The organism is Nocardia sp. NPDC004168 (assembly GCF_040610355.1).
Taxonomy (GTDB): Bacteria; Actinomycetota; Actinomycetes; order Mycobacteriales; family Mycobacteriaceae; genus Nocardia; species Nocardia sichangensis.
In genome coordinates this window covers 224,478-250,900 of the sequence record NZ_JBEXME010000005.1, presented here as the reverse complement: position 1 = coordinate 250,900, position 26,423 = coordinate 224,478, and the positions used below count along the sequence as shown (strand labels likewise).

The following is a 26,423-nucleotide window of genomic DNA, read 5'->3' as shown; positions in this document are numbered from 1 at the left end:
CCGTGCCCACATCCATCGGCGCCGATCGGGCGGACGCGGCGGCGGCCGCGATCCGGCACCACTACGACGCGGGCAACGACTTCTATCGGCTCTGGCTCGATTCGTCGTTGACCTACTCCTGCGCGCTGCGCGCGACCGGCGAGGACACCTTGGAGGTGGCCCAGGACCGCAAGCTGCGGTTCCACCTCGACGCGATCGGCGCCGACGATGCCGCGGCGGTGCTGGACATCGGCTGCGGGTGGGGTGCGATCCTGGAACGTCTTTCCCGGCGGCATGGGGTCGCTCGGTCGGTCGGGCTGACCCTCAGCGCCGAGCAGGCCGAGTTCGTGCGGTCTCGCGACCTGGCGGGTGTCGAAGTGCTGCTGGAGAACTGGGCGCACTACGAACCGGACATCCGGTTCGACGGCATCATCTCGATCGGCGCCTTCGAGCACTTCGCCCGGCCGGATGACGCGCCTGCCGAGAAGATCCGGGTCTATCGGGAGTTCTTCACCCGCTGCCGCGACTGGCTGAACGACGACGGTGTGCTGTCGTTGCAGACGATCGTCTACGCCAATATGGATCGTGCGCAGGCGAGCGGGTTCATGCAGCGGGAGATCTTCCCGGACGCGGACCTGCCGACGTTCGCGGAGATAGCGGCCGCGGCCGACGGCGTCTTCGAGATCCGCTCCGTCGCGAACGGCCGTCTGGATTACGCGTGGACCTGCGCGGAATGGGCACGCCGACTGCGGGCGAACCGCGCGGAAGCCGTCGAGGTCGTCGGCCCGGAAGTGGTCGCCCGCTACGAGCGGTATCTCAAGCTGTCCGCGCTCGGTTTCCGGATGGGCAAGATCGGGCTGCTGCGGCTGGTGCTCGCGCCCTACCGCGATCGCTTCTTCTCCGGCCGGGAAGTGCGGACCGGATGAAAGTACGGGCACACGACCAGGTCCAGGCGAGCCGTGCACGAGTCCGGTTCAACCCCTTCGGCGCCGAGTTCCGGCGCGACCCCTATCCGCTCTACCGGCAGCTTCGCGAGGCACAGCCGGTGCACAAGACGCTGGGTATGTGGGTGCTCACCCGCCATGCCGATGTCCGCGGCGTGCTGCGTGACCGCTCCTTCAGCGCCGGGCTGATTCCCCGGCTGGTCGGCGAGCAGGCCGAGCGATTCGGGCAGCGCGATGTCGCGCGCATCCAGCGGCTGGGCCGCAAATCACTGGTGTTCACCGACAATCCGGACCACGCGCGACTGCGCGGACTGGTGAACCGGGTGTTCACCGCCTCGGCGATCGCCGAGCTGCGCCCCGTGGTCGTGCGGGCGACGGAGGAGCTTCTGCGGCGAGCGCGGGACGCGGGCGGGTTGGACGTGATCACCGAACTCGCGGCGCCCTTGCCGGTGGCGGTGCTGTGCGAGTGGATGGACCTACCGCGTGATCTGCGTGAACGGGTCGGCCCCTGGACCCACGACATCCGGTTCCTGCTGGAGCCGGGCCTGATGAAGGCCAGGGACTTCGCGCGCGTATCCGCGGTCGTGGAGGAGTTCGCCGCGGCCTTGGACGCGGTGCTCGCCGAGCGGCGTTCCCGGCCCGGCGACGATCTGATCAGCCGGTTGCTCGCCGCGCGCACCGCGGGCGGCGACACGCTGAGCGACGAGGAACTCGTCTTCGTCTGCATCATGTGCTTCGTCGCGGGCAACGAGACCACGAAATCCCTGATCGGCAACGGAGTTCTGGCCCTGCTGCGCCATCCGGACCAAGCCGCGCTGCTGCGGGACCGGCCGGAGTGCGTGCGGGCCGCGGTCATCGAGGCGCTGCGCTACGACTGTCCGCTCCAGCTCACCAAGCGCCTGGCCACCCGCGATGCCGACATCGACGGACATCGCATCTCGGCCGGTGACCAGGTGCTGGTCTGTCTGGGCGCTGCCAACCGCGACCCCGCCGCGTTCGACCGTCCCGACGAGTTCGACCTGACGCGCACCGCCGTCGACCATCTGGCGTTCGGGCACGGCATGCACGGGTGCCTGGGCGGGCAGCTGGCCGCACTGCAAGCGGAGGTCGCCTTCGACCGCCTGTACCGGCACTCGGGCGATGTGGAGTTGCGTGACGGCGAGCTCGACTGGCAGGACCACAGTTTCATCATCCGGGGGCTGAAAAGCCTTCCGGTCACGCTCCGGAACGTCCGATGACGGCTCCCGGATCGACGAAATCGTGGCTGCGGTGGACGTCCACCGACGCGCCCGTGCGGCTGATCTGCATTCCGCGCGCGGGTGCGGGCGCGTCCTCGTTCAACCGCTGGCCGGACTTGTTCCCGGCGGACATCGCCACGGTGCGGGTGCAGTTGCCCGGACGAGAAGATCTCGCGGGCGAGTCGCCGCTGCGCCGCGTCGGCGACGCGGTGGACGGGTTGCTGCCGCAGCTCGTGCAGTGGGGTGCGATGCGCGTCGCCCTCTACGGGCACAGCATGGGTGCGCTGGTCGCGTTCGAACTGGCCCGCGCGCTCGCCGCGCTGAACGCATCACCGATTCCCTGGCGACCACCTCTTCCACCATCGGCATCGCGCCGCCGTCGCCGCGGCGATGACCGCCGCATTGCAGTGAGGACCCGACATGCCGGACACCATTCTGCTTCCCGATATCCTCGAGCGCCGCGCCGCGGGCGAGCCGGACCGGACCGCCTACGTGTTCTTGGACGAGAACGGTTCGGAGGCAGCGGCCCTGACCTATCTCGAACTGCACCAGCGCGCGCTGCCCGTGGCCAAGGAACTCGGTTCGCGGTGCATGCCGGGTGACCGCGCGTTGCTGGTGTTCCCGCAGATCCTCGACTTCATCGTCGCCTACTTCGGCTGCCTTTACGCAGGGATCATCGCGGTGCCGGTGAATCCACCGCGCCGCGACCGAGTGCAGGACGCGACACGTTCGATCGTGTTCGATTGCAGGCCCGCCGCGGTGCTGACGGTCGGCGCGATGATCGAGACGGTGCGGCCGGTGCTGGAGCCGATCTGCCCGGTCGGGCACTGGCTCGCCGTGGACGACCTGCCCCCGGCGCACGCCGATCGCACGGCCATCGCCGCCGGACTCGACTCCGTCGCCTTCCTGCAGTACACGTCCGGTTCCACCGCGACTCCCAAAGGCGTCATGGTCACGCATCGCAATCTGCTGGCCAACGAGGAGATGATCCGGCAGGCCTTCGGCCACGATCGGGACTCGACGGTGGTCGGCTGGGCGCCGTTCTTCCACGACCAGGGTCTGATCGGCAATGTGCTGCAGCCGCTGTATGTCGGGGCGACCAGCATCCTCATGTCACCGGCGACATTCGTTCGTAGACCGCTGCTATGGCTGGAAGCCATCTCCCGCTATCGCGCGCACACCAGCGGCGGTCCCAATTTCGCTTTCGACGCCTGCGTCGCGCGCGCGGGCACGGGGGAGGCGCCGCGGATGGATTTGAGCAGCTGGAAGGTGGCGTTCAATGGCGCAGAGCCGATCCGCGCGGAGACGTTGACGCGATTCGCCGAGACATTCGCGCCATACGGATTCGACGCGCGGGCGCTGTATCCCTGCTACGGCCTCGCTGAGGCCACGCTTTTGGTCACGGGCAGCCGGAAGGGGCGTGGACCGACAAAGCTCGACCTGGACATCGAAGCGCTCGGGCGCGGGCGTTACGCCGATGGCGATGCGGACCGTATGCGCGCCGTCGCCGGTTCGGGCCGGGTGCTGCCGAAGGAAGCACTCCGCATCGTGGATCCCGGCACCGGACGAATCTGCCCGCCGGATCGGATCGGCGAGATCTGGGTCTCGGGAGATCATGTCGCACAGGGCTATTGGGAGAAACCCGAGGCGACCGCGCAGACCTTTCGGGCACGTTGCGCCGATGATCCCGCACGGATCTACCTGCGCACCGGCGACCTCGGTGTGCTGGTGGACGGCGAGCTGTACGTGGTGGGTCGGCTCAAAGATGTCATTATCGTTCGCGGCCGCAACTATTACCCGCACGACATCGAACACACCGTCCAGGCGGCGCATCCCGCGCTGCGGATCGGCGGCGGCGCGGCCTTCTCGGCGCCCGGACGCGACGGCGAACAGATCGTCGTGGTGCAAGAAGTCAAGCGTGCCTACGCGCCGGAGGACGACGTCACCGACATCGTGGGCGCGATCCGGGCGGCGGTCGTGCGGGAGCACGAATTGACTGTCGGCGAGGTGGTGCTGACCTCCTCCGGTCAGGTGCAGAAGACGAGCAGCGGGAAGATCATGCGGGCAGCGGCCAGGAAGCGCTACTTGGCGGGCGGTTTCGAGGTCTGGTCGCCGCGCGTGGAAGAACCGGCGCAACTGCGGACGAGGAGCTGAATACATGCGGGCATGGCAAGCGGCGAACCCCGACTTCGAAGCGGTCGTGACGGGCGCGGTGCTCAGTATGCCCGCCGCCCGGCACCTGGGTTTCACCTTCGGCCGGGTGGCCCCCGGCGAGGCCGAGATCATCCAGCCGCATCGCGCGGAACTCACCCAGCACGACGGGTTCTTCCAGGGTGGAGTGCTCGGCTCCCTAGCGGATTTCGCTGCGGGCTCCGCGGCGGGAACCCTGCTCCAGCCGGGATGGGCGAACATGACGATTGATTACACGGTGAAGATCCTCGCCCCGGCCAAAGGGCCGAAGGTCGTCGCCCGAGGCCGGGTGATCAAGCCCGGCGTGCTCATCACCATCGCGGCCGCGGACGTCTTCTCGGTCGGCCACGAGGACGAAACATTTTGCGCCACCGCACTTGTCACCATGCGCAACGTGAAACTGGTCAACTCGTGAACCAGGAGGAGTGGCCGTGACCACCGACAGCTTCGTGTTCGATCCGTTCGCCGCGGGCTTCGCCGAGAATCCCTATCCGCACTACGACCGGCTGCGGGCCGCCGCACCCGTGCACGAGCACCCGCTCGGATTCTGGATCGTGTCGAAGTACGAGGATGCCGCCGCGCTGCAGCGGTCGGCGCAGTCGGTCGACGAACAGGATCTGACCCGTCTGCCGACCTGGAAAAGCGACAGCGGCGAGCTCGGCAAGGAAAACCGCATGATGCGCGGACTGTCCATGCTGGACCGGAATCCGCCCGATCACACCCGCCTGCGCCGCCTCGTCGCCAAGGCGTTCACACCCCGCGCGATCGAGGCGTTGCGGCCCAGGGCCGAGGCACTCGTCGATGCCGCCCTGGACCGCATCGCCGAGGCGGGCACCGCGGATGTGGTCGCGGGACTGGCGTTCCCGGTGCCCTTCGCGATCATCTCCGAGATGCTGGGCGTCCCGGTGGTCGAGCACACCAGGCTGCGCGAACTCACCGCGATACTCGTGCTGGCGCTGGAACCACTGCCCGATCCCGCCTTGCAGGCCGAGGTCCGGTCCGCCAACCAGGAACTGTTCGCCATGGTCGGCGACCTGGTCCGCTGGAAACGCGCCGCACCCGGCGACGACCTGCTGAGCAGGCTCATCACCGCCGAACACGATGGCGATGTGCTGAGCGAGGACGAGCTGGTCGCCCAGGTCATGCTGCTCTACATCGCTGGCCACGAGACGACCGTGAACCACCTCGCGAACGGCGTCCTCGCCCTGCTGCGCCACCCCGGCCAGGCACGACGACTCCGGGAAGACCCCGCACTCGCCGAGAACGCCGTCGCCGAACTGCTCCGATACGACACCCCCGTGCAACTGATGCGCCGGATCACCGTGGAGTCCATGCCGATCGGCGGCTCGGTGATTCCGCCGGGCAGCCTGGTGCTCGCCTGCGTCGGCGCCGCCAATCGCGATCCCGAGTTCTGGGGCGTCGACGGCGACGAGCTGCGCCTCGACCGGCCGAACGCGCAGCAGCACCTTTCGTTCGGCGCGGGCATCCATCACTGCCTGGGCGCGGCGCTGGTCCGGCTCGAGGCACGGGCCGTCTTCACTCGCTTCGTGCGGCGGTTCCCCGAGGCGACTATCGACGAATTGCGCTGGAACGGACGGATCAACGTGCGTGGACCCGCGGAACTGTCGATTTCGGTGTAGCGCGATTTTTCGGAGCAGGACGAACTCATGCCCACGATAACGGTCGATGGCGTGCCGATCGCCTATGCCGACACCGGAACGCCGCGCGACCGCCCGGAGGCGGCCACCGTGGTGTTCGGTCACGGACTGCTGTTCGGCGGCTGGATGTTCCAGCCGCAAATCGAGGTGCTGCGCGAGCACTATCGCTGCGTCGCGATCGACTGGCGAGGCCAGGGCGCGACCCCGGCGACGGCTCACGGCTACGACATGGACACCCTCGCCGGTGACGCCGTCGCGGTGATCCGGCGACTCGGGATCGCTCCGGTGCACTGGGTCGGTCTGTCCATGGGCGGCTTCGTCGGGCAGCGGATCGCGGCGCGGCACGGCCCGCTGCTGCGCTCACTGACGTTGCTGGACAGCAGCGCCGAGCCGGAGGACCCCGGCAAGATCGAGGAGTACAAGCGGCTCGCGCTCGCGTTGCGCTTGTTCGGCGCGAAACCGGTGCTGGGCAGGATCGAACCGCACCTTTTCGGGCCGAGTTTCCGCGCCGACCCCGCGAATCGGCCCGTCATCGATGCGTGGGCCGCACGCCTGCGGCGCTGTGATCGTGCCGCCGTTCGCAGGGCAGTCCTCGGCGTGGCCGACCGGGCTTCGGTGGAACACGAGATCGCGGCCATCACGATGCCGACGCTCGTCGCTGTCGGCACCGACGACAGCGCGACGCCGCCCGCGCGAGCCGAGCGCATCGCCGCGTCGATCCCGGGCGCGCGCCTGCACACCATCGCGGATTGCGGTCACACCAGCAGCTTGGAACAACCCGCGGCGATCACCGCGTTGCTGCGGGAGTTCCTCGCCACCGTCGACGGATCCTGACGCACCGACAGGTCGGTGATCAGCGCCGAGAGACTCACGGCCGGAACGGCGGGACCGCGAGATCGTCGCCGAAAAGGTCCGGGAGGTCGCGATCGACGCTGTCGGGGAAGCGCGCGGGGCGCTTCTCCAGGAAGGCGGTCACGCCTTCCCTGGCGTCGGCGCTCGCGCCTCGGTGGTAGATGCCGCGGGACTCGATGCGGTGCGCGATCATCGGATGCTCGGCGCCCAGGTTGCGCCACAGCATCTGCCGGGACAAGGCTACCGAGACCGGCGCGGAATGCTCGGTGACGCGGCGCGCGAGCGCACGCGCCTCGTCGAGCAGGGTGTCCGCCGGATGCAGCGCGGAGAACAATCCCGCTTCGCGGGCCTCGCTCGCGTCGACGAGGCGGCCCGAGTACACCCAGTCCAGTGCGGTCTGCATGGGGACCAGCCGGGGCAGGAACCAGCTGGAGCAGGACTCGGGAACGATGCCACGTCGATTGAAGACGAACCCGATGCGGGCGGTGTCGACGGCGATGCGGAAGTCCGCCGCGAGCGTCATGGTGATGCCGACGCCGACGGCGGGGCCGTTGACGGCGGCGATGATGGGCTTGCGAGATTCGAACATACGCAGGACGACCTCGCCGCCGCTGTCGCGGAAGGACTCCGCGGCGTCCTGGTCGCCCGCGGCGAAGGTCTCCGCACCCGCTGACAGGTCCGCGCCCGCGCAGAAGGCGCGTCCGGCGCCCGTGATGATCACGGCGCGAATTCGATCGTCCCGGTCGCAGGTATCGAAGGCATCGATCAGCTCCGCGCCCATCGCGGTGGTGAACGCGTTGAGCTGCCGCGGGCGGTCGAGTGTGATGGTGGCGATGGCGTCGGAGACGTCCAGGCGAATATCGGCCATAACCAACAGCTTGCCATCACGACGATTTCCGCGCTCTTGCAGGGGGTTCGGGTGACATTGGACGACCGGCGTATCGATTCGAAGAAGAATGACTGTTTACTTAGTGCTGCCCGTACGGTTAGCCTGTCGCCGTGTCTCGATTGGTCACGGCGCCTGGCTCCCCGTGTCGGGGTGACAGCGCGGACCAGTCGGACGGCGTTTCGCGCTGTCGTTCGACAACCCGGAGAAGAGGAGTGGGATGGAGATCAGCAACTCGGTCGCGGCCGTGACCGGTGGTGCGTCGGGACTGGGCTTGGCGACCGTGCGGGAGCTGCACGGCAAGGGAGCGAAGGTCGTGATCATCGACCTGCCGTCGTCCTCCGGCGAGGCCGTCGCCAAAGAACTCGGCGACGGCGTGGTCTTCGCGGCGGCGGACGTCACGAACGAGGAGCAGGTCACGGCGGCCCTCGACGCCGCGCAGGAGCTGGGCGATCTGCGGATCGCGGTCAACTGCGCGGGTATCGGCAACGCCATCAAGACCGTGGGCAAGAACGGGGCGTTCCCGCTGGCGGACTTCACCAAGGTCGTCAACGTCAACCTGATCGGCACCTTCAACGTGATCCGGCTGGCCGCCGAACGGATCGCGAAGACCGATCCGGTGGGTGAGGAGCGCGGTGTCATCATCAACACCGCGTCCGTGGCGGCCTTCGACGGCCAGATCGGGCAAGCGGCGTACTCGGCGTCCAAAGGTGGAATCGTCGGCCTGACCCTGCCGGTGGCGCGTGACCTCGCGGCCATCAAGATCCGGGTCGTGACCATCGCGCCGGGGTTGTTCCACACTCCGCTGTTCGCCACGCTGCCGGACGAGGCCATCGCGTCCCTCGGCGCGCAGGTCCCGCACCCCTCGCGCCTGGGCGACCCCAGCGAATACGCCGCGCTCGCGCGCCACATCGTGGAGAACCCGATGCTCAACGGCGAGACCATCCGTCTCGACGGCGCCATCCGGATGGCGCCCCGCTGAGGTGTGCCGGAGGGACTCCGAGTAGTGAGGACGGTGCGGGTGCCGGTTGTTTCGGCACCCGCACCATCCTTGCGCGGATCGGAGATCTAACGGGTTCGTCTGGGGCCGGGTGCGAGGCGGATACCGACGACGGTGATGACGGTGACCACCAGCACTGTCATCAGCCTCATGAGGTTCCAGACGGCCGGGTCGGGGGCCGGTTCGGCGGGTTGGATGTCCCGTCCGCGTGGCCGGTTCTGTGGGGCAGGGCGCGGCTCGGGTAGGGGACGTTCGGCCTGCGGCGGTATCGGTGTAGGGGCAGCTGCGGGAGCCGGAACGATAGGGAGTTCCGGGGCAGGCGGACCGAGTTGGAGGGGGCTCATAGGCGGGGGCGGGGTGGTGGGAAGCAGCAGAAGACACGTCAGCACTGCGCTGCCAGTAGCGGCACTGCCTGCGGCGGCGCTGCCCACGCCCGATCCACTCGATCCGGGGCCGATGAGACCAGGTACGAGGGAGCCGAAACCGCTGCCGGTCACGAGCCCGAGCAGGAGCAACGCGCTGCCCGTCACGGCGCTGCCGGTGCACGCCAGCTGGACGCTGCCGGTGTCGACTCCCGGCGTCGCGGCCGGTCGTTCCGCCGTGACGTCCGAGTGGGGCGCCGGGCGTGCCGCGCCGCCGGTTTCCGCATCGCCGGTGGCGAGCGGACCGCCGCGAGCGCCGGCGGTCCCGGCGCTGCCGGTGGCGACGAGGCCGGCGCTGCCGGAAGGCAGCCGAATCGGGCCGAGACTCAGGGACCCACCGGACGTCTCACCTTCGGCAGCGGCGCTACCGGACGATGTGGCGCGGCCGCCGCTGGAACCACCGCCCGCGAAGGCGCCCACCGGCTCGGATCCGGTCCCCGCACTCCCGGTGGCGAGGTCGCCGAACGGCGGCCACGGCGGTGCCTCCGCCGAGGCGTCCAGCGGCTGGGCCACGAGTGCCGCTATGGTCAGGGGCAGCATCGCAGCGGCCAATCCCTTGGCCATTCTCGGTGTTCGAGATGTGTTTCGCTCGCGTCGCATGTGCAGTCGCCTCGTCGTAGTCGGAACCGGCCGGAAGATCACGTCGTGTGCTGGTACCGGGACAGTGCGAGTTCGAAGGCCTCCTTCGGGACCACGTTCCCACCGGAGAACGGCTCGTCGAGGTTGTAGATCGCCCGGATCACCACGCCGACGATGGCGCCGAGCAGCGCGGTTGTCACGACGGTGCGCTTGGTGACCTGGACGCCGGAGAGGACCACGCTGAACAGCAGCAGTACCGTGCAGATCCACATGGCCAGGTAGAGGAAGCCGGGAACGCGGTAACCGGCGTCCAGCGCGCGATCGGCACGTGCCTGCGCCACCGCGTCGAGGCTGGTCAGCGCACTGGTGCGAAGTGTGTCGACCTCGGGATCGGCCGGATTCACCGCGGCAACGGCGTCGCGCAGGGTATCGAGGGTGTCCTGGGTGGATTGACTGAGATGACCGTCGTCGGCCATCACGGCCCATTCCGCGGTGAGAACCTGCTCGGTGTAATCGCGCACCAGTCCTTGGATGCGCGTGTGGTCGGGTTCGGGCATCCCGTGCGCGGCCCAGTAGGTGTCGATGAGCGATTTGGCTTCGGCGATGGTGTGATTGCGCGCGTTGTCGTACTGCTGCCAGGCGATCACGACGATGAACGCCACCACCGCCATGAAGATCGTGTTGATCAAGTTGAGCACCAGGGCGCCGACGGTGTCGTCGTCGGTGTGCCGCCATGCCTTCGGATGTAGGCGATCCCCCGCCACGAAGACGACCACCGCGACCAGTGCGGTGAGAGCGGGCACGAGAAACTCGAAGGCCATGCGGGGACTCCATTCTGTCTGAGTGGTTCTCGCGACCGCCGCGTCGGCGACGTACCGCAGCGCTTGTCGCACTACGGGTTCGATGAATTCCGGGCATCGCCGCGTCCGAGGTCGATCGATGCGCCTGCGCTCAGCGGTACTGCGGCGACCTGGTCATCCCGAGCGAATCATGCTCGGATCGGAAAGCTCTCAGCGCTGCCGACGAGACATCACGCGATCCCGCGAGCCGGTCGAGACGCTCAGCGGGTCGCGGCTACCAGGCGAGCCGGAATTGTCGCGGACAGGCGTTTCGATGGTCATGCGTGGCCCTCACCCCCGAGATGGATACCGAGACGATCGACGAGCACGCTGTCGATGGTCTGCGTCTGTTCGGATCTGATCAGTGGTGCACAGCAAAGCGATAACACGACACGACGCCGATACGGACCAGGCGCCGTCGAATTGTCCTATCCAGCAGATCGGTTCGGACGACACCGATGGTAGACCGCGAATACGCCTGCGCGTGGGAAATTTTCGGAATGCCTCGCCGCAATTCGTCCAGGACGCGGCGCGGACTGCTGCGGTCGGTCGCCCCGGACTACGGTGACCGGTGCCGACCCCGGGTCAGTGTTGTGCGAGGAAGTTGCTGCTGCGCAGCCGAAGGGTGCGTGATCCGCGACTTTGCCGATCACCGAACGATGCCGGCAAGCACCCCGTATCGGCTGCACGCCTGCTGGAGTCAGTGCAATAGTGACCGCTGTGCCGGGTCTGGTGGGCGTTGGGTTCGTCCGGTGCTTTTGTCGCGGTAGTCGCCGCCGTTCGGGGCTCGCATCGAAGCATGGGGTTAAGCCATTGGCACACAACAGGTCCCGGTCCGCAGTGGCTGGCCGACTCGGCCACCGCAGCACCTGCCGCGACGGCGGAACGGCTTCGGAAACGTTCATCCGCTGGTCGATAGCGTGGGAACATCAGGGGGTGCGGGATTCCGGCGTGTCCGTGTACGCTTGCACAGCTACCGATCGGCGTAACGGGAATGCTCCCGGGTCGCGGATCGCGCGTCCAGACAACAGAAGAGCCACAGATGACCAGATACGCGCATTATGTCGGCAGCCTGCCTGCCGAGCTGATGACGGGTGATCGTGCCGTCATGCAATGGTTTGCCGACCACAGCGAGGGACGGCCGGTGACCGCCGTGCCTTGCGATCTCGATCCGGACTGGATTCTCGACTATCTGCGCACGCGCAAGCAGCATGCCGACGTCTTCGAGATCGTCCGCCCCGGCGAGTACGCCGACTACAGCGACTTCCCCAGTTACGGCCTGAGATCCGGGCGCACGTTGGAGCCGCGGCACGTCTCGATGGACCGGGTCGAGCGGATCGGCCAGGTCGTGGACACGTTCGAATCGCTGCGGAGCGACCGTCCGGAGCTGGCCGGAACGAAAGTCCAGATCAGCCAACCCAGTCCGCTGGATCTGGCGATGTTCGTCTTCGCGGGCGCCGCGGTCTCCGGTGGGCTTCCCGTCTGGCCCGCCGTGCGGCGCTCCGGGCTCGTGGTCGGCGCGCTTCGGCAGCTGCCGGTGTTCACCGAAGCGGTGATTCAGGAGATGACCGAGGTCGTTGAACGGTACGGTGACCGCGTGGTCTGGCAGCTGGAGTCGCCGATCGCACTGCTGAGCATGGTCAAGGCCGAACGACTACGTTCGCAGTGGGTCCTGGCACCGCTCGTCGCGCGGCAACTCGCTGGTTTCCTCGGCCGGATGCACCGAATCGGCGCGGAAGCGATCGTGCACCTGTGCTACGGCGACTATCAGCACAAGAGCCTGCTCACCCCGCGCACCCTCACTCCGGCGGTGAAGCTGCTCGGCCGCACGGCACGGCTGCTGCGTGAACAGGGCACACCACTGCCGCCGGTGCACATCCCGTGCGCCTACGGCGCCGAGCCGGCGCCGCTGGACCCGCGGTTCTACGCACCACTGCGCAAACTCGATCCCGACTGGAAAGTGATCGCCGGTGTCGTCTCCCCGGACTCCGAAGAGGACAGCGCCCGCGCGCTCGCTCTCTTCGAGCAAGCCGCCGGACGCGAGGCCTACGGTGTCGCCACCGCCTGCGGACTCGGCCGATGCACGGTCGACGACGCGCGGCAGGCGGCCGCGACGACGGTTGGCCTGGCCGGCGGTGGGGGACCCGAACAGTGATCTGCCGTGCGGTAGCCGACCGCGCGTGACCGCAGGGGAGCGGCGACGCCCCCCAGGTGCGGAACACGACCCGGAGCAGATGCGCGGCGACCGGATCGTGCGCTCCCGACCAGCGCCCACAGCGTGCTTTCGTGCCGAAATTCCGCGAATTGCCTTGTCCCGACGTGCCTCTCGGCCGTATGTCGGCGCCGCCTTCGTCAGCGGAGGGATCGGAGCGTTGCTATGTTGCTAGCGTATGCGGGTCGCCGAGCTCTGGACGACAGGTCTCGGCAGGCACGTGTACCCGCTCACAGATCACTTTCGTCGAATTGCAGTTCCATTACCTGGAGTCACGTTCTTGACCACACCACAGTCCCCGATGGCCGCGCCGCACACCACTGGAACCGGAGCGTGCCCCGTCCAGCACGGACCCTTGACGGAAGCGGACGCCCCGCGCGTCCAGATGTATACGAAAGAGTTCGTCACCGACCCGCACCATGCCTACCGCGAGATGCGGAGCAAGCACGGCTCGCTGGTTCCGATCGAGCTGGCGCCCGGCGTTCCTGCCACCCTGGTGATCGGCTACCAGACCGCGGTGCGCATCCTCAGCGATCCCGACCATTTCCCGGCCGATCCGCGCACCTGGCAGAAGACCATTCCCGACGATTCTCCGGTGCGGCCGATGATGGAGTGGTATCCGGCGGCACGGTACAACACCGGACTCGCCCATGATCGCTACCGGCATGCTTCCGTCGACGCCATCGACGGGATCGATTTGTTCGACGTGCCTACCACGGTCGAACAGATCGCCGTCCCGTTGATCAATGCGTTCTGCGCGGACGGATCCGCCGATCTGGTCACCCAGTACGCGTTTCCGCTGGTCCTGGAAGTCCTCAACCAGATGGTCGGCTGCCCGGCCGAGATCGGCGAGCGAGTCGCCACCGGTATGGCCGCGCGCTTCGACACGGTGCGGGGGCCCGAGGGCATGAAGATGCTCAAGGATGCGCTGATGCAGCTGATCCGGCTCAAGCGCCAACATCCCGGCGACGACGTCACCTCGCGGCTGGCTCACCACTCGACCGAACTCGACGACATCGAGATCTTCGCCCAGCTGATGAGCTTCTACGGGGCCGGATTCGAGGCGCAGCGCAATCTGATCACCAACGCCGTGCTGCTGATGATCACCGACGACCGGTTCCGCTTCGGTGACGTCCTCGGACGGAACCTGTCCACCACCGACGCGCTCGACGAGGTCTTGTTCAACGATCCGCCGATGGCGAACTTCTGCACGACGTACCCACGGCAGCCGATCATGGTCGACGGGGTCTGGTTGCCCGCGGACCAGCCGGTGGTCATCAGCCTCGCCGGGTGCAACAACGATCCTCAGATCCGTGGGACCGACGAGCCAGGTGGCAGTCGTATCGGCAATCGTTCCCATCTGGCGTGGAGTGCGGGTCCGCACGCGTGCCCGGCGAAATCCGTCGCCTACATGACGGTGCAGAACGCCATCGACCAGCTGTTCGACGCTCTGCCGGAAATCCAGTTGGGCAAGGCCGAACTGCAATGGCGGCCGGGACCGTTCCACCGGGCACTGATGGCCTTGCCGGTCGTCTTCCCGAAATCCGCGCCGGTCCGCGTCATATAGGCCCGGCCGATAACGAATGTGTCTTCACCGGCTCGGGTCCATACTGGTGCTCGCCGGTGAAAGCGGCTGACATGCCCGGCGATATCGCCGGCGCGACAGGCGCAGCCATCGGTATACGGATGTTCGTCGGCACAGGGGCGGGACGGTACGCCAGCGGTGGTCAGCGGAATGAGCGGCGGCGAGTTGTACGCTCGCGTCCGGGGCGAGGAGACCGCGTCGCTGCGGTCGGCGGCTGGAAACGCCGTTCGATTCGTGGCGGCCGTGGCGGCTGTTGTCGTGGTCTGGGCTCGCGGGCCGCAGCTGCTGGCGGCCTGGGTGCCCGCGGTGGACCTGTCGACGTGGCGGCAGCTGGTGCTGTTTCCGCTGGCCGTGCTGGGGGTGGGGGCGTTCGCCGCCGGTGCGGAGGCCGTCGCCGACGCATCGCAGGGGTTGCGGGCGCGATCGCTGCGGCGACGCGTGGACCGTGATCCCGATCAGATCGCCATGCTGGTGCCGCCGCTGGACACGCACATGGCCACGGTGCAGGAGGTCCGAAGTCACGGCGCGGCCGCGAGCCGACGGTTGCTCTGGGGCGTGGTGCCGGTCGCGCTGTTCGTCTTGGTCCTGGTCTACGGGGTGACCGTGGAGGAACCCGACGGAACGCAACGTCCGGCGCCGGAACTGGAGCCTGCCGTCCTCGGCCTGATGGTCCTGTCGGCGGCGGTATTGCTGGCATCGGTCGCGCTGCGGTGGCGGCGTTGGAATGCGAGCCGGACGGTCGAGAAGTGGTCGAAAGACCCCGCCTACAGCGCCAGGATCAGCCCGATCGGCCCGGACCCGACTTGGTCTCGCGCGAGCGAGATTCCGGCGCTCACCGTGCGGTTCACCACCCCGCCGCGGGGCAGGGGAGACCTTCGCGAGGTCTCGCCGCGGTCGAATGTGATCGGCGCGAAGCCGGTACAGATCGCCTATCTGCGCCTGTTCGACAATCGGGCGCGCGCCCGGGAATTCCTGCGCGGCGCGTGGCGCGAGTTCGGGTATGTGCATCTCCTGCGCAGCGCCGCGTCGGTGAGTCCGGAGGAGGTGCGAGACGTGCGCAGGCGCAATGCCTTCCGCACCATGTTCGTGGCGTCACCGCGCATGTTGCGCGAAGAACTGGCGAAACACTCGGACGTACCGTTTCCACCCGGACGCAGGCGGCTGCTCGGGGTGACCGATCTGGCGGTCAAGGTCCGCGACCCCGCGGGCAGCTATCCCGTTCGCTCGATCCTCTGCCACGTCAGCTTCTGGCAGGCGGCGGTGGACACACTGCTGTCCCGGGTCGACTACGTCGTGCTCGACCTCGCCGGATACGTGCCGGCGAACGCGGGAACACGATTCGAGTTGCAACGTGTGATCGACCGCTTTCCCATTGCCGAAGTCATCTTCCTCTGCGACAAGCGGAGTGACCGGGCGTTCCTGAAAGCGCAAGTGCTCTATCACTGGTCGCGAATGGACAGCCGCTCACCGAATTCCGGCACCACCCCGCGGACGGCCCGGATCGCCGTGACCGACGGTCATCGGGCCGCCACCCGGTATCTGATGGCGGATCTGCAAGTCCGTGGTTGATGTCGCGAATGCGTGGTCGGGAATGGCGATCGGCGATGGTCGACTCGTAATTCGAAAGCAGCGCAAAAGGATTCGATACGGACCTGTCGCCTGTTACGCTTCGGCCATGTCGGTTCGAACGCGTCCCGCGGCCCGTGCGGCAGGCTGACGACTACCCCGGGCTGTTCCAGTCCGCGGACACGGCGTCGCTGTACGGCCAGAAGTTCTATCTTCGCGCCTACGGAGCTCGGCTTTGGCTGGCCGTGGTGGCGGCGGCGTGCGCGGCATTCACCATACGCGTCGGCGCTTCGGGCACCGATATCGCGGCCATCCTCACGGCGATGGCCTTCGTCGGAATCCTCGCGGTCGATGTGGGCGTTCTGCGCGGACGTCCGGGTAAGTCCTGGTACGAGGGTCGCGCGCTCGCCGAATCGGTGAAGACCTTGACCTGGAAGTACGCGGTACAGGGTGCGCCGTTCGTCGGGACGCTGTCTCCGGGCGAGGCCGATCGGATGTTGATCGAGCGACTGATGCTGCTGCGTCAGGATATCTCGGCGCTGGCGTTGCGGCCGACCACCGCCCCGGCCATCACCGATCGCATGCGGCGGCTGCGCTCCGCACCGTTCGACGAACGGCGCCGCGTCTACTTGAACGACCGCATCCGGGAACAGCAACGGTGGTATGCGGGAAAATCCGGATACCACCAGCGCAGGTCTCAGTTGTTCGGCACGCTGGCACTCGTTTTCGATGTCGCGGGTGTCGCGGGAGCGCTGGCGAAGGCGTTCAACGCGGTGAACTTCGATCTCGCAGGCATTTTCGCGGCGGGGGTGGCGGGCCTGGCCGCCTGGTCGTCGGCCCGTCAGCACAGTACCGGCGCCGCCGCCTATGCCGTCGCCTCGAACGAATTGAGCATCGTCGCCGAGGTCTTGGAACAGAACGACACCGAAGCCGCTTGGGCCGACGCCGTATCCGACGCCGAGGAAGCGATCAGCCGTGAGCACACGCTCTGGCGAGCCTCGCACGGCGAATGACCTGCGTGCACGACGGTGCCGCATCGATCGGACATCGGATGATCCGGCGTGGCTGCCGGATATGCCAGGCGTGGGCGCTTACCATGATCAAGCTGTGTGACGTGGCGGCGTCGCATGGCGAACGGGGAAGCGGCCCGTCCGGCGTGTTTCGTAGCGCCGGGCGGGCCGTTGCGTTCGGTCCGGCCTGCCTTCGGCCCGTGTGATCCGTCGCAGCGGCGACTGGTGCGGCGCTCGGATGTACCGCCCGCGTTTGCCACCGAGCGGCGCGGGTAGGCAACGACGAATGGCATAGGTCTGGAGGTCGGAATATGGCATCGAACAATGGGGTCGGACAGTTGCGCAGCGTCGTGCTGGATTGCCCTCAGCCGCGCAAACTCGCCAGGTTCTATCAAGAGTTACTCGGGGGAGATCTGCTCGAGGACGATGACGACGACTGGGTGGTGCTGGTCGAGGCATCAGGTCGGCGCATCGCGTTCCAAACGGCGCCCGACTACCAGCCCCCGCGCTTCCCAGATCCCGAGGGGTCACAGCAAGTACATTTCGACGTCCTGGTGGACGATATCGAGCAAGCCGAGCCCGCTGTGCTCGCGTTGGGCGCGACACTCGTGCAGGACGAAACCGATGGTGCCTTCCGTGTTTATGCCGACCCGGTGGGGCATACGTTCTGTCTGGTGTTGCTCCCGGACGAGTAGAACTCCATCCGCGCCCGGCCCTGCCGCGCCGGAAGCGATCGCGCCATATACGGCGGATGTCTTATCCGGGTGGCGGGCCGGGCCACGGCGGTACCGATCAGGCGGGCATGCTCCAGTTCATTCGGGCGGGGCCGGGTGCCGGATGTCATCGGCCACCGAACCGCCCGCGACATCGGCCGCCACACCGATTTCCTCCTCGTAGCGGTGCGCGGCGAGTACCTGGTCGCGGTCGTCGGTGATGTCCTGGAGCTTTCGGTCGTCCCCGGTGCCGGTGGCCTCGGTCTCCAGGACTCCGGCATCGGTGTCGGGCTCCTCTTCGGCGAGCCGGTCGCCGAGCGGTCGAGGATGAGATTGCTCCCACTGCGTCACGCCGTACTTCGTGACGCCGCTCCAGTGCTCCGGTGGGTCCATTCCGGCCTCGAGCGGGTCGGAACGCAGCCGATCCTCGTCCAGATCCTCGGCGCTGCTGAGGGCCGCCGCATCGGTCTCGACCGCGTCGGGCGCGCCGGTGTCCTGCGGCGGGTCGTATGTCTCGTTCGGTCCGGTCATCGCTGCCTCCTCTCCTGCATTCAGCGACTTCCCGCAACGGTGGTCGGCAAACCCCCGGGAAACGGATGGACGGCGTCCGCGACCGGCTGCGGGCCGTGCGCCGGAGCCCGGGGTCGCGGTCGGGGTGGGCGCGACCGTCACCGTCGGGTGAACACGCCGAGGTGTTCGGTGTCGTAGTACTCGAGGGTGAGTTTGTCGCCGTCGAACCTCGCCTGGGAGACCGATCCGTGCGGGGCGTTCTCGCCGGGAGGCGTGAAGACGAAGGTGTCGCCGTTCCAGTGCTTCAAGGGGAAGGTCATGTTGTTCGGGCCCAGGGTGAGCGTGAGGAATTGATCGGTGGCGCTGATCGTCGCCGGCCCGTAGTAGGCGTTGTCGTAGGTACCCGCATATGCCGCCGCCGGTCGCGCGGGGGCGGGGTCGGCGGGCGGCTGTTTGCCCGCCAGCGCCCCGGCCGGTGCTCCGAGCGGCTGGAACGCCGTTCGATACAGAGTGCGCCAGTCCTGCTGGACCTCCCCGAACTGCACCAGGTCGGCGAACTCCGCGTTCAGCGTCTCCGGCACGCCGATCGGGGCCGCGTTGGTGAGCGTCACGATGCCGACGTCGGCCGAGGGGATCAGGGTGAACGCGGTGGCCGCGCCGAGGCCGAACGCTCCCGAGTGACCGAGCACGACGCGGCCTGCGGCGGAATCACTCACATTGAAGCCGAATCCGTAGAACCCGGCCCGCGCGTCCGGCGTTTTCGGTGGCGCCGACACGGCTTGCGGAGAGATTGCGGGCAGCAGATCCTCCGATGGCACCAGGACCGAGCCTCCGGCGGAGCCGTCGGCGAGCACCATCGTCATCCATGTGGCCATGTCGGTCACCGAGGAGCTGACGCCTCCCGCCGGGGACTGCGCGTCCGGTTGGCGCTGTGGGTTCGCCTGCTCGTACTTCCCCTCGATCAGCACGTGCCCCTCCGCGCGGTTCGCGCGGGACACGAAGTCGGTGTAGCGGGAACTGGTCGAATTCATGCCGAGGGGACCGTAGATGGTCTGTGCGGACAACGTCTCCCAATCGGTTCCCGCCGCGGTGGCCACGGCGACGGCGGCCGCGGTCAGCCCGAAATTGGTGTACTCGTAGGAATCGCGGAACGTGCCCAGCGGCAACAGCCGAAGCCGGTCGAGAATTTGACCGCGGTCGTAGCCGAGATCCTCCAGCAGGTCGCCCGCGTGATCGGGCAGTCCGGAGCGATGCGCGTACAGATCCCCGATCGTGACGTGCTCGGTGACGTAGGGATCGGCGAGGGCGAAGGACGGCAGCAGCCGGTGCACCGGAGTGTCCCATTCGACGCCTCCCGCGGCGATCCGGCGGGCGACGACCGTGGCCCCGACCGGCTTGGACAACGACGCCAGCTGGAAGACCGTATCCGGGTCGACCTTCTCGTCGGTGACGACGTTGCGAACGCCGAATCCCTTGCTGTATACGACCTTTCCGCCGTGAACGACGGCGACCGCCATGCCGGGAACCCCGGAGGAGGCGAACAGGTCTTCCGCGAGCCGGTCCAGCTCGCCCAGGGCATCGTCGATCCGGCCGTCCGGTATCGGCACACCGGCGATCCGGTTGGGCAGCACCGCGGAACTGGACGGTGCTCCCGCTCGCGTGGAGTCCGCTCCGTCGCCGCCGCACCCCGCTATCGCGAGGATGAGGACCGTCGCCATCGCCACGGGGCCGAGCAACATGCGCCGCAGTGTGCTCACGGATCGCCTCCTGGCTGTCGCAGCGACAAAAGACCAGATAAAGGCTAGTTGAGGCGAGATTGCTGCGCGGTCGGTTCGGGTTTTCGCGGCGACGGGCCCCGCACTCGCCCGCCGCCGTCGAATTCCGGCAGATCAGACCGGCGGCGGAGCTATCCGGCGGCGGGCGTCTCCCGGATCTCCACGATCGGAAGCACCAGCGCCGCGGGCGAAGTCGCCGGAACCGCCGGATTCACCGGTGCGATGGGAGCGATACGCCGGTATCCCGTGCCCACCGGTGGGCGGGCGTCCACCTGGCCCTTGTTCGGCCAGTACGCCGCCGCCCGCTCGGCCTGCGCGGTGATCGTCAGCGACGGGTTGACGCCCAGGTTCGCCGAGACCGCCGCCCCGTCGACGACGCTGAGCGTCGGGTAGCCGTACACGCGGTGGTAGCCGTCGATCACACCGTGCTCGGCATCGGCCCCGATCGCCGCGCCGCCCAGGAAATGGGCCGTGAGCGGGATGTTGAAGATCTCCCCCCAGCTACCGCCCGCGATGCCGCCGATCTTCTCCGCGACCCGCCTGGTGACGTCGTTGCCCACCGGAATCCAGGTCGGATTGGGTTCGCCGTGGCCCTGTTTGCTGGTCAGCTTGCGGCCGAACAGGCCGCGTTTGGTGTAGGTGGTGATCGAATTGTCCAAGTGCTGCATGACCAGCGAGATGATGGTCCGCTCACTCCAGTTCTTCGTGCTCAAGAAGCTGAGCAGGTTCATCGGGTGCCGCAGCACCAGGCCGAGGAAGCGCAGCCAGCGCGGGATCCGGCCACCACCGTCGACCATGAGCGTCTGCAGCAGCCCCATCGAGTTGGAGCCCTTGCCGTAGCGGACCGGCTCGATGTGCGTGTCGGGAGTGGGATGAATGGACGAGGTGATCGCGACGCCCTTGGTGAAGTCGGTGCCGGGGCGCACCTGCTTGGTCGCGGCGCCGACGATCGACTCCGAGTTGGTGCGCGTGAGCACGCCGAGCCGATCGGACAGGTCCGGCAGCACACCCCTGTCGCGCATGGCGAACAGCAATTTCTGGGTACCGCGCGTGCCCGCCGCGAGCACGACGTGCGCGGCGGTGAGCGTGCGAGGTTGCTTGCGAATCCAGGCGCCGGTACGAGCCGTGGACACGTCCCACGTGCCGTCCGGGTGCGGACGCAGTTCGGTGACCGTCGTCATCGGGATGACTTCGGCGCCCGCCTGCTCGGCCAGGTACAGGTAGTTCTTCACGAGCGTGTTCTTCGCGCCGTACTTGCAGCCCACCATGCAGTCGCCGCATTCGACGCACCCGGTGCGCTCCGGCCCGACGCCGCCGAAGTAGGGGTCGGGCACGGTCTTGCCCGGCTCGCCGAAGAACACGCCGACCGGCGTCTGCACGAAGGTGTCGCCGACACCCATGTCGTCGGCGACGGCCTTGAAGACCTCGTCGGCGGGCGTCATGTGCGGGTTCCGCACCACGCCGAGCATCTGCTGCGCCCGCTCGTAGTACGGGGTGAGTTCGTCGCGCCAGTCGGTGATGTCACGCCACTGCGGGTCGCGGAAGAACGGCTCCGGCGGTACGTACAAAGTGTTCGCGTAGTTCAGCGATCCACCCCCGACGCCAGCGCCGCCGAGGATGAGGACGTTGCGCAGCGGATGGATGCGCTGGATTCCGTAGCAGCCGAGTGCGGGCGCCCAGAGGAACTTCTTCAGCTCCCAGCTGGTCTTGGGCAGTTCGTCGTCGGCGAAGCGCCGGCCCGCCTCCAGTACGCCGACCTCGTACCCCTTCTCCACCAGCCGAAGCGCGGTGACGCTGCCGCCGAACCCGGAACCGACGATCAGCACGTCGAAATCCGTCGTCCGCTGGTCCATGTGGAACTCCTCGATCGTGTCGCCAGTGACTCGGCTAACACTACTCCCGGGTAAGTAACGGTTCGCAAGTCGGCTCGAACCAGCCGACCACTCCGGTGATCAGCGGTGCCGGTGGTCGCCCGCCCCGGTTTAAGAGCGATGCTCTCAATAGTTGACAACGCTCTCGGATGCGCGCATCGTTTCTGTTATGCCGACGACACCCCGCGCCCGCGCCAGGGCCCAGACCATGAACGACATCGTCCGGATCGGGCGCGAACACCTGGCGACCGAAGGCGCCGCCGCCTTGTCCCTGCGCGCGGTCGCGCGTGACCTCGGCGTGGTCTCCTCGGCTGTCTACCGGTATGTCCGCAGTCGCGACGAGCTGCTGACCCTGCTCGTCGTGGACGGCTACAACGCCCTCGGCGACGCGGTCGACGAGGCGCTGGCCGAGGCCGGGGACGATCCGATCGACGGGCTGCGGGTTCTGGGTCGCACGGTGCGGCGTTGGGCACTGGCCGAACCCGCTCGCTACGGGTTGTTGTTCGGTACGCCGGTTCCCGGCTACGACGCACCCGCCACCGAGACCACCGCGCCGGGCACCCGGGTGATCGCCGCACTGCTGACCCTGTTCGCTCAGGCCCATCGTGCCGGCCGACTGGCCGCGCCCGGTAAGGAGCCGCGGATCTCCGCGCCTCTCGCGGGCAGCTTCGCGGTGATCCGCGACGAGTTCCCGCTCGAGGTGCCCGACTGGCTGGTCGTCCGCGGCGTGACGTTCTGGGTCGGCCTGTTCGGGGCGGTGAGCGCGGACGTCTTCGACATGTACGGCACCAACACTTTCGCCGACCGCGACGAATTGTTCGAACTCCAGCTCGACGGACTGCTGGACATGCTCGGTTACCGCGGGTGACCACCCGCGGTGACCGAGCGGCCCGGCACTGTTCATGGCACGGTGTGCTGCGATGGAACTCGTGACGATGCCCGGCGAACAGTTCCCCGCACACGACGCGATCGCATGGGCGCACCGGATGGGTGCGCGCATTCCACTGGTCAATGCGCCGATGGGGGGTGTGGCGGGCGGACGGCTCGCCGCGGCGGTGACCGCGGCCGGCGGGCTCGGGATGATCGGGATGGGCAGTGCCGGATCGGTCCGGGCGCTGCAGCGGGAATTGCCGCACCTGCGCGGCATCGACGGCCCGTTCGGCATCGGCCTGGTCGATTGGGTGGTCGCCGGGGAGCCGCGACTGCTCGAGGTCGCGATCGAGGCGCGTCCCGCACTGATCTCGGTGAGCTTCGGGGAAGACTTGGGCTGGGCCGCCCGAGTCGCGGACGCCGGGATCGTCCCGGCCACTCAGGTGTACAGCGGGCAGGACGCGCGGCGTGCGCAAGCCGCCGGTGTCGGCGTCCTCGTGGCCCGCGGCGTGGAGGGTGGTGGGCACGGCGCCGTGAACGCGTCGCTGCTGCCGCTGCTGGAAGAGGTGCTGGACGCGGTAACGGTCCCGGTGCTCGCGGCGGGCGGCATCGGCGCACCGGGGGATCTCGCCGCCGTGCTGCGCGCCGGGGCCAGTGGCGCATGGCTCGGCACCTGCCTGGCGGCCTCCTCGGAATCGCTGCTGTCGGATGCGGGCCGTCGTGCTCTGATCGAGGCACGCGGCGACGACGCGGTGCTCACCCGCGCGTACGACGTGGGAATGGAATTGCCTTGGCCCGCCAGGTTTCCCGCGCGGGTGCTGCGCACCGGGTTCACCGACCGGTGGACCGGGCGAGAAGAAGAGCTCGCCATGGACGCGGCGGCCAAGCGCGCTCTCACCGCGGCGCTCGCCGCTGACGATCCCGCCGTCGCGCCGATCGACGCGGGGCAGGGGGTCGGCCTGATCACCGCCGTGGAACCGGCCGCGCGCGTGCTGGAGCGGCTGTGGGCGGGGGCGACCGGATCGGTCGTGAGCTGAGCGGTTCAGTCCTCGCTGCTGGTTCGCTCACCGAGATAGCGGATCAACTCGGGATCGGAAGAGACCAGGCGGTCGACCTCCTCTCCGCCCGTGCACTGGTAGAGGGCGACGGTGACCGAACCGGGCCGGCGTCCGGTGACTCGCCAGATTCCGCCGGAATCGGCCCAGCGCCGCAGCACCGCGACGGGATCGTCGGTCATCGTCCACCTCCACTCGATGGTGTGCCCCGAAGTGTCACCGCGGGACGGTGACCGGGTCGGAACAGCTGGCGGGCGCGTCGACGAAGGAACAATCCTTCGGCGCACGGGTCGGCCGGTAACCGGGCGCGACGCCGCCGGTCCGGGTGATGTCGGTGTATGCGGCCACCGCGTCCGTCGGCTTGCGCGTTAGGGCGGGATCGGTGAGGACGTCGACGGTGTAGAGGCCGAAACGTGGTGTGTAGGAGCCCCACTCGTAATTGTCGGTCAAACTCCAATAGTTGTAACCGATCAAGTTCATGCCGTCGGCCTTGGCTCGCTGGAGCCAGTAGACGGTGTCGCGGAGTGAGTCGGCGCGGCTGTATCCGTCCGCGCGGGGCAGGCCGTTCTCGGTGGGCATCCCGTTCTCGACTATGTAGAGCGGCTTACCGGGGAACTGACGCGCATAGTGTTGCAGCGCGTAGTAGATGCCTTCCGGCTGCAGCGGGTTCTTCCACAACTCCGTGAAACTCGCCGTGGCGGTGAGGCTGTCGGGGGAGAGGCCGTAGTAGTAGTCGATGCCGATGTAGTCGAGCTTTGTGTCGAGCCTGTCCACCAGCGGCTTGTTCACCACATCCTCACCGCCAGGGATGTAGGCGACATTGCTGGTCACCATGGCGCCCGGCTGTACCCGGTGGATGTAGTCGTAAATGCTGTTGTGCGCCTGGGCGATCCGGTCTTGCATCGCGGGCGCGGCCGCGGGCGAAAGTCCGCCGTGGCGCAGTTCGTTCAGCAGGTAGAAGGTCGGCTCGTTGAACGTCACCCACAACGGCTGGAACGGGGCGTAGCGATCGACGACCGCTCGTGCGTTGGCCAGCCAGCCCTCGACGAGGCCCGGGTTGTTCCAGCCCCCGCGGTCGACCGCCCAGCCCGGGTAGACCCAGTGGTCGATGGTGATCATGGGACGCATGCCGACAGCCGTGATCGCGGCGACGACATCGTCGTAGAACTTCAGCCCCTCGAGGTCCCACTTGCCCGGTTCGGGCTGGAGGCGTGCCCACTCGACGCCGATGCGGTACACCTTCACGCCCAGATCGGCCGCAAGGGCGATGTCGGAGCGGTAACGCGCGTAGAAGTCGATCGAATCCCGGTAGGGGTCAGTCGTTTTCCCGGACGCGACGTAGCGGGACCAGTTGCTGTCCGGGGCATGGCCTTCCGATTGATATCCCGACGAGGCGACGCCCCAGAGGAAATCCGGGCCCATCGGGGTGACCGCGGCGGGCGGCTCGGGGCGGGCGGCTGCTGGGGCGGCGCCTCCGAGCAGTACCGCGGCGACGGCCGCCAAGGCGGCAGAGACATGGCGGCGGTGTGAACGCATCGAACTCCTGTTCCGAAAGGGGCTGGTCCTCGTCGTCCTTCGGGTGCTCGAACCAGGGTGGGGGAGGACGGCACGGGGGACAGGGTAACTGGTCGCTTGTCCGTTTTCTCGAAAGTCGGGGAGTGGGCTGCGCTTCGAGGACTTGCGCGGAACGGAACTGCGTGGAGGGTGATGTGGCGGAGCCTCAACAACTAACATCGCAACAACTTGCATGTTAATACGTAGATATTCGCATTGAAATATGTATTTCCTCGTCTTCAAAACCACGGAACACCCCCAGAACCACCATGCGATCGTGCACGCACAACTCCGCTCAGGACGAGCCAATCCAAGATCGCGTTCGGCCTGGTCGGGCTCGAACCGGATCGGCGCAGCCAGGCCGGGCCGGGGGATCACCAGCGACCTCGTCCGGTGCGGTGACCAGCGGGATTGCGTAGAAACGGATGCAATACGAAACCTGCACCGCAACAGAAACTTCGCAATGGATATCGAAGACCGAGAGGCCGACTGTGCATAGATGTCGGTACGAGGTGTTAGATCTGTTGTAGAGCGCCTGCCAGCCTGCGAGTCGTACGGAGAGGTGTCCTGAAGTGGTGTCTAATCCGTTGCCGCGCGTGGCGAGACGGCTCGCTCAGCAGCGCTGGGTGATGCGGTCGGCGCCGGTCGTGCTCCGGCTCGAGCGCGTGATCCGGCGGGTGAGCGGCGGGCGAAGGGGTGTCCTGGATCTGGCAGGGTTGCCGTCCATCGAGGTCACGGTGCCGGGCCGGAAGACGGGGATCCCGCGGACCACGTCGTTGCTGTATGTCCCGCATGGTGCGGACTTCATCGTCCTCGGCTCGAATTGGGGGAGTTCCGAACATCCGGCGTGGTCGGCGAATCTGCGTGCCGCGCAGACTGCCTCGGTCCGGCACGAGGGTGAGCAGTTCCTGGTCGCGGTGCGTGAGATCGACGGTGTGGAGCGCAAGCCCTTCTGGGATCTGGCGGTCGAGTTCTGGCCAGGTTATGCCATGGAGTACGAGCTCTCCGGCGGCCGTGTGTTCCGGATCTTCGAGCTGCGCCGTAAATCCGGCTGAGGTGGCGTTGGCGGGGGGACGGGCGGCGCCGCGATGTCGGTGGGGCCGATTACGGTGGGG

General features: G+C 67.9%; 24 protein-coding genes and 1 pseudogene. 16 read left to right on the top strand and 9 right to left on the bottom strand.

The window, feature by feature from the left end; all coding sequences use genetic code 11:
• Positions 1 to 2: 2 nt before the first annotated feature.
• Together ABZW96_RS12990 and ABZW96_RS12985 are read left to right on the top strand one after the other, a co-directional pair.
• Complete coding sequence (locus tag ABZW96_RS12990) at positions 3 to 905, top strand: cyclopropane-fatty-acyl-phospholipid synthase family protein (RefSeq protein ID WP_355074143.1); 903 nt, start codon at positions 3 to 5, stop codon at positions 903 to 905.
• Positions 902 to 2,161 (top strand): cytochrome P450, encoded by a 1,260-nt coding sequence (locus tag ABZW96_RS12985; RefSeq protein ID WP_355074141.1) that lies wholly within the window; start codon positions 902 to 904, stop codon positions 2,159 to 2,161. The genes ABZW96_RS12990 and ABZW96_RS12985 overlap by 4 nt, the downstream gene beginning before the upstream one ends.
• Here the strand turns inward: ABZW96_RS12985 and ABZW96_RS12980 are convergent.
• A complete protein-coding gene (locus ABZW96_RS12980; protein ID WP_355074458.1) occupies positions 2,139 to 2,294 on the bottom strand; it encodes a hypothetical protein in 156 nt (51 codons plus the stop codon). The genes ABZW96_RS12985 and ABZW96_RS12980 overlap by 23 nt on opposite strands.
• Between ABZW96_RS12980 and ABZW96_RS12975 the strand changes: the two are divergent.
• The 5 genes and pseudogenes from ABZW96_RS12975 to ABZW96_RS12955 all read left to right on the top strand — a co-directional run.
• A pseudogene (locus tag ABZW96_RS12975) lies at positions 2,278 to 2,421 on the top strand (hypothetical protein); the annotation flags it as partial. The gene ABZW96_RS12980 and the pseudogene ABZW96_RS12975 sit on opposite strands and share 17 nt — an antisense overlap.
• A 160-nt stretch (positions 2,422 to 2,581) precedes the next feature.
• Positions 2,582 to 4,315, top strand: coding sequence for a fatty acyl-AMP ligase (locus ABZW96_RS12970; protein ID WP_355074139.1), 1,734 nt, complete (start codon positions 2,582 to 2,584; stop codon positions 4,313 to 4,315).
• Between the two features lie 4 nt (positions 4,316 to 4,319).
• Positions 4,320 to 4,766 (top strand): PaaI family thioesterase, encoded by a 447-nt coding sequence (locus ABZW96_RS12965; RefSeq protein ID WP_355074137.1) that lies wholly within the window; start codon positions 4,320 to 4,322, stop codon positions 4,764 to 4,766.
• A 16-nt stretch (positions 4,767 to 4,782) separates the two neighbouring features.
• Positions 4,783 to 5,991 carry a cytochrome P450 gene (locus ABZW96_RS12960; protein WP_355074135.1) on the top strand — a complete coding sequence of 403 codons (1,209 nt, stop codon included), beginning with the start codon at positions 4,783 to 4,785 and terminating at the stop codon, positions 5,989 to 5,991.
• Between the two features lie 27 nt (positions 5,992 to 6,018).
• The gene (locus ABZW96_RS12955; RefSeq protein ID WP_355074133.1) at positions 6,019 to 6,843 is read left to right on the top strand and encodes an alpha/beta fold hydrolase; all 825 of its coding nucleotides are present in this window, start codon (positions 6,019 to 6,021) and stop codon (positions 6,841 to 6,843) included.
• A gap of 34 nt (positions 6,844 to 6,877) precedes the next feature.
• Here the strand turns inward: ABZW96_RS12955 and ABZW96_RS12950 are convergent, their stop codons facing one another.
• Positions 6,878 to 7,729, bottom strand: coding sequence for a crotonase/enoyl-CoA hydratase family protein (locus ABZW96_RS12950; protein WP_355074131.1), 852 nt, complete (start codon positions 7,727 to 7,729; stop codon positions 6,878 to 6,880).
• Positions 7,730 to 7,967: 238 nt separating this feature from the next.
• On the opposite strand from ABZW96_RS12950, the gene ABZW96_RS12945 reads away from it, so the two are divergent.
• Positions 7,968 to 8,729, top strand: a complete 762-nt coding sequence (locus ABZW96_RS12945; RefSeq protein ID WP_355074129.1) for a 3-hydroxyacyl-CoA dehydrogenase — start codon at positions 7,968 to 7,970, stop codon at positions 8,727 to 8,729.
• Between the two features lie 86 nt (positions 8,730 to 8,815).
• On the opposite strand, the gene ABZW96_RS12940 is transcribed toward ABZW96_RS12945, so the two are convergent.
• A complete protein-coding gene (locus tag ABZW96_RS12940) occupies positions 8,816 to 9,709 on the bottom strand; it encodes a hypothetical protein (RefSeq protein WP_355074128.1) in 894 nt (297 codons plus the stop codon).
• A 98-nt stretch (positions 9,710 to 9,807) separates the two neighbouring features.
• Complete coding sequence (locus ABZW96_RS12935) at positions 9,808 to 10,569, bottom strand: DUF4239 domain-containing protein (RefSeq protein ID WP_355074127.1); 762 nt, start codon at positions 10,567 to 10,569, stop codon at positions 9,808 to 9,810.
• A gap of 1,060 nt (positions 10,570 to 11,629) precedes the next feature.
• On the opposite strand from ABZW96_RS12935, the gene ABZW96_RS12930 reads away from it, so the two are divergent.
• From ABZW96_RS12930 to ABZW96_RS12910, 5 genes are all read left to right on the top strand, one after another.
• Positions 11,630 to 12,742: a hypothetical protein gene (locus ABZW96_RS12930; RefSeq protein WP_355074125.1), complete on the top strand. Its 1,113-nt coding sequence runs from the start codon at positions 11,630 to 11,632 to the stop codon at positions 12,740 to 12,742.
• Between the two features lie 358 nt (positions 12,743 to 13,100).
• Complete coding sequence (locus ABZW96_RS12925; RefSeq protein ID WP_355074441.1) at positions 13,101 to 14,366, top strand: cytochrome P450; 1,266 nt, start codon at positions 13,101 to 13,103, stop codon at positions 14,364 to 14,366.
• Positions 14,367 to 14,522: 156 nt separating this feature from the next.
• Positions 14,523 to 15,953, top strand: a complete 1,431-nt coding sequence (locus tag ABZW96_RS12920) for a hypothetical protein (protein ID WP_355074124.1) — start codon at positions 14,523 to 14,525, stop codon at positions 15,951 to 15,953.
• A gap of 134 nt (positions 15,954 to 16,087) precedes the next feature.
• Entirely contained in the window at positions 16,088 to 16,963 is an 876-nt protein-coding gene (locus tag ABZW96_RS12915) for a DUF4231 domain-containing protein (protein ID WP_355074123.1), read from the top strand.
• A gap of 308 nt (positions 16,964 to 17,271) precedes the next feature.
• Complete coding sequence (locus ABZW96_RS12910; RefSeq protein WP_355074122.1) at positions 17,272 to 17,655, top strand: VOC family protein; 384 nt, start codon at positions 17,272 to 17,274, stop codon at positions 17,653 to 17,655.
• Positions 17,656 to 17,772: 117 nt separating this feature from the next.
• Here the strand turns inward: ABZW96_RS12910 and ABZW96_RS12905 are convergent, their stop codons facing one another.
• The 3 genes from ABZW96_RS12905 to ABZW96_RS12895 all read right to left on the bottom strand — a co-directional run bounded on the left by ABZW96_RS12905 (position 17,773) and on the right by ABZW96_RS12895 (position 21,811).
• Positions 17,773 to 18,204: a hypothetical protein gene (locus tag ABZW96_RS12905; RefSeq protein WP_355074120.1), complete on the bottom strand. Its 432-nt coding sequence runs from the start codon at positions 18,202 to 18,204 to the stop codon at positions 17,773 to 17,775.
• Positions 18,205 to 18,341: 137 nt separating this feature from the next.
• Positions 18,342 to 19,940, bottom strand: coding sequence for a serine hydrolase (locus ABZW96_RS12900; protein WP_355074118.1), 1,599 nt, complete (start codon positions 19,938 to 19,940; stop codon positions 18,342 to 18,344).
• A 149-nt stretch (positions 19,941 to 20,089) separates the two neighbouring features.
• On the bottom strand, positions 20,090 to 21,811 hold the full coding sequence (locus ABZW96_RS12895; protein ID WP_355074117.1) for a GMC family oxidoreductase: 1,722 nt from the start codon (positions 21,809 to 21,811) through the stop codon (positions 20,090 to 20,092).
• Between the two features lie 187 nt (positions 21,812 to 21,998).
• Here ABZW96_RS12895 and ABZW96_RS12890 point away from each other — a divergent pair, with 187 nt between their 5' ends.
• Both ABZW96_RS12890 and ABZW96_RS12885 read left to right on the top strand, forming a co-directional pair.
• Positions 21,999 to 22,697: a WHG domain-containing protein gene (locus ABZW96_RS12890; protein ID WP_355074115.1), complete on the top strand. Its 699-nt coding sequence runs from the start codon at positions 21,999 to 22,001 to the stop codon at positions 22,695 to 22,697.
• 118 nt (positions 22,698 to 22,815) lie between these two features.
• Positions 22,816 to 23,736: a nitronate monooxygenase gene (locus ABZW96_RS12885; protein ID WP_355074439.1), complete on the top strand. Its 921-nt coding sequence runs from the start codon at positions 22,816 to 22,818 to the stop codon at positions 23,734 to 23,736.
• A 5-nt stretch (positions 23,737 to 23,741) separates the two neighbouring features.
• On the opposite strand, the gene ABZW96_RS12880 is transcribed toward ABZW96_RS12885, so the two are convergent.
• Positions 23,742 to 23,936 carry a hypothetical protein gene (locus tag ABZW96_RS12880; protein WP_355074114.1) on the bottom strand — a complete coding sequence of 65 codons (195 nt, stop codon included), beginning with the start codon at positions 23,934 to 23,936 and terminating at the stop codon, positions 23,742 to 23,744.
• 34 nt (positions 23,937 to 23,970) lie between these two features.
• Positions 23,971 to 25,290, bottom strand: coding sequence for a family 1 glycosylhydrolase (locus ABZW96_RS12875; protein WP_355074112.1), 1,320 nt, complete (start codon positions 25,288 to 25,290; stop codon positions 23,971 to 23,973).
• Positions 25,291 to 25,904: 614 nt separating this feature from the next.
• On the opposite strand from ABZW96_RS12875, the gene ABZW96_RS12870 reads away from it, so the two are divergent.
• Positions 25,905 to 26,363: a nitroreductase family deazaflavin-dependent oxidoreductase gene (locus tag ABZW96_RS12870; RefSeq protein WP_355074111.1), complete on the top strand. Its 459-nt coding sequence runs from the start codon at positions 25,905 to 25,907 to the stop codon at positions 26,361 to 26,363.
• Positions 26,364 to 26,423 lie beyond the last annotated feature (60 nt).